This window comes from Eudoraea sp. (assembly GCF_049665975.1).
Taxonomy (GTDB): Bacteria; Bacteroidota; Bacteroidia; order Flavobacteriales; family Flavobacteriaceae; genus Eudoraea.
Map to the genome: position 1 here is coordinate 1 of NZ_JBATGR010000425.1, position 2432 is coordinate 2432.

The following is a 2432-nucleotide window of genomic DNA, read 5'->3' on the forward strand; positions in this document are numbered from 1 at the left end:
GGATAATCAGGGTCGTTCGCGCCAATCACAACAGAACCATCATCCATGAGATAAGGGTTAAATACGCCGTAATTACCTTTCCATTCATGCACTACTTCTCCTTTTCTGTTGATAAGATAGGTGGAAGCAGAATTAGGGACAGGAAACATGATATAACCGGGACTAAGGTTTTCGGAGTTTACGGTTATTCCACGGGGTATATAATGCCCGAACATATTGCGGTCCTTTTTATCGGCCGATTCCTCTTCGGATTTTTTATCGCCACAATTTGAAAGAAGCAGAAGAAAGACAATGATACTTAAATAACTTAGAGTTTTTTTCATGGGTTTGGTTGATTAATTTACTAAATGACTAAAAACAGGCCTTAATTCATATATTTATGGGAGAATCATGGCAAAGGCCTTACCATGATATCCTTATAAAAAACTATACTACCAGGATCATGCCCCTGAAGCGCAAAAGTACCAGCACTAATTACTCTGTATACCCCTTCTCCCTCCCTTAAAGGTTTCGCTGGTTCAGTGTAATCTACCACCACAATATCATTTATTTTTACAATAATACGCTTGCCTTCCACTTTCACATATTCTGTATACCATTCATTATCTGACGCATAATTTTCTATTATATCTACAATACCGTACAGACTTCCGGTACGTTTCCAATCGCCTTGTGAGTTATTTACCTGGACTTCATAACCATAGGTGGGCCATCCATCTTCCTGATATTTGGTATGTATATAAATCCCGGAATTTGCCCCGGGTTTGGTCATCACCCTCGCCTTAAATTCGAAGTTCTCAAAATTATGGTTTTCCACGTCTCCTGCATAAAACAGATGGGCTCTTTCACCGGCAACTTTTATTGCACCATCTTCTACGGTAAAAGTAGAAGCGTTTACACCTACTTTCCAACCCTCAAGGTCTTTACCATTAAATAGGGAAATCCACTCATTGCCCGCGTCATTTTTTGTCTCCTGCCCGGAAACCGGGACAAAACTCCCAAAACCCAGAAGGAAGATAATGATGTATTTAAAACTAAGTTTCATGATGTTTTTAATTTAATTTGTGATTGTATAAATTTTTAAATGGTCCTTGCCAGCGCCTTTTCAACAATTGCATAGGTCTTCTCATAGCTGTTTTTCAGTATGGTCTCAGCATCCATGGTTGCCCAATATTCTTTATTAAATAGCTCAACCGAAAAACCACCTCTAAAACCTGCTTCATATAATTTTGGGATAAGCTCGTTAAAAGGACATACACCTTCCCCGGGCAATACCCTGTCCGAATCTTTTAGCTGGTCAAAAGAAGGACTCGAAGGGTAATCATTTATATGAATAACGGGTAATTTTTTCCCATTCAGAATATCCACGGTATCCCAATCATTCCCTCCACGATATACATGATAAAAATCCAGAAGCATTGTAGCTTTTGGGTGCCCGGTCGCAATAGCAATTTGAGCACAATCTGACACTTTATTTAAGGCTCCCATACCCCAAAGTTCAAGTATTGGAGTTACCCCTGTTTTATCTCCCAGTTTTAGTATAGCATTATATCGTTCGGCGTAATCATCATATTTGTTTCTATCTAAAGATTCAATTCCCTGTACAGGGGCTGCAATAAATTTTCCACCCATCCCGGCAATAATCATCATTTCCTCTCGCAATTGTTCCAACGCTTTTACTCTTTCTTCAGGATCATCACTGCACCATTTGGAAAAGCCTATTATATTTTCCAGGACTAGCCCCCTCTCTACTAATTTTCCTTTTAACTGTTCACTCGTACCACCTTTTTCCAGGTATGCCATTATATCCCGCATCCACAATTCAACACCATCGAATCCTGCATCGGCTACCATGTCTATTTGTACATCAACATCCAATTTATAATGTAATAATGTAGAGGTATTGAGACTAATTCTTATGGGAAGTTTCTTATTTAATAAAGTGTTTTCAAAGTAAGGTTGACCCTGCTCCCTTCCTTTAAAGGCATATCCCCCAATTGCCGCCAGTGAAACTTTAAGACTTGTAGCTATCGCTTTTCTTCTCGAAATTTTATTTTTCATTATTCAGCTGCTTATTTGGATATTCCATACCAATTTATCTGGTCACCGAAGATCTTTTAATAAAACAGGTATATTCTATTAGGTAAGTAATGATTACCAAGAGGATTAAGATAACTAATTTATGCTTAAACAGAAATTAAAATTACGAAGTCAGGAAGATTTGGAAATTTTTTTATTGATAAAATAAGTAAGTACTCCAATGGCCAGGATAAGCAGTCCAATCATACTTTCCAAAGGCTTATCAATTATCAGATAAACAAATATCCAAATACTAAACAGGATAAAGATGACAGGCAGCAAAGGATAAAAAGGGGCCTTAAAGTGCGGTGATGCAGGCTTTTTTTTTCGCAACACAAACACCCCTGTAACAG

2 protein-coding genes and 2 pseudogenes are annotated in these 2432 nt (G+C 38.0%); all 4 read right to left on the reverse strand.

The annotated features are described in order from the left end of the window. Nucleotides 1-323 (reverse strand): annotated as a pseudogene (locus WBN20_RS13860) (hypothetical protein); the annotation flags it as partial. 65 nt (nt 324-388) lie between these two features. Next, the gene (locus tag WBN20_RS13865; protein ID WP_424282120.1) at nt 389-1045 is read right to left on the reverse strand and encodes a 3-keto-disaccharide hydrolase; all 657 of its coding nucleotides are present in this window, start codon (nt 1043-1045) and stop codon (nt 389-391) included. A 35-nt stretch (nt 1046-1080) separates the two neighbouring features. Next, nucleotides 1081-2061 carry a sugar phosphate isomerase/epimerase family protein gene (locus WBN20_RS13870; protein WP_424282121.1) on the reverse strand — a complete coding sequence of 327 codons (981 nt, stop codon included), beginning with the start codon at nt 2059-2061 and terminating at the stop codon, nt 1081-1083. Between the two features lie 150 nt (nt 2062-2211). After that, nucleotides 2212-2432, reverse strand: a pseudogene (locus WBN20_RS13875) (amino acid permease); the annotation flags it as partial.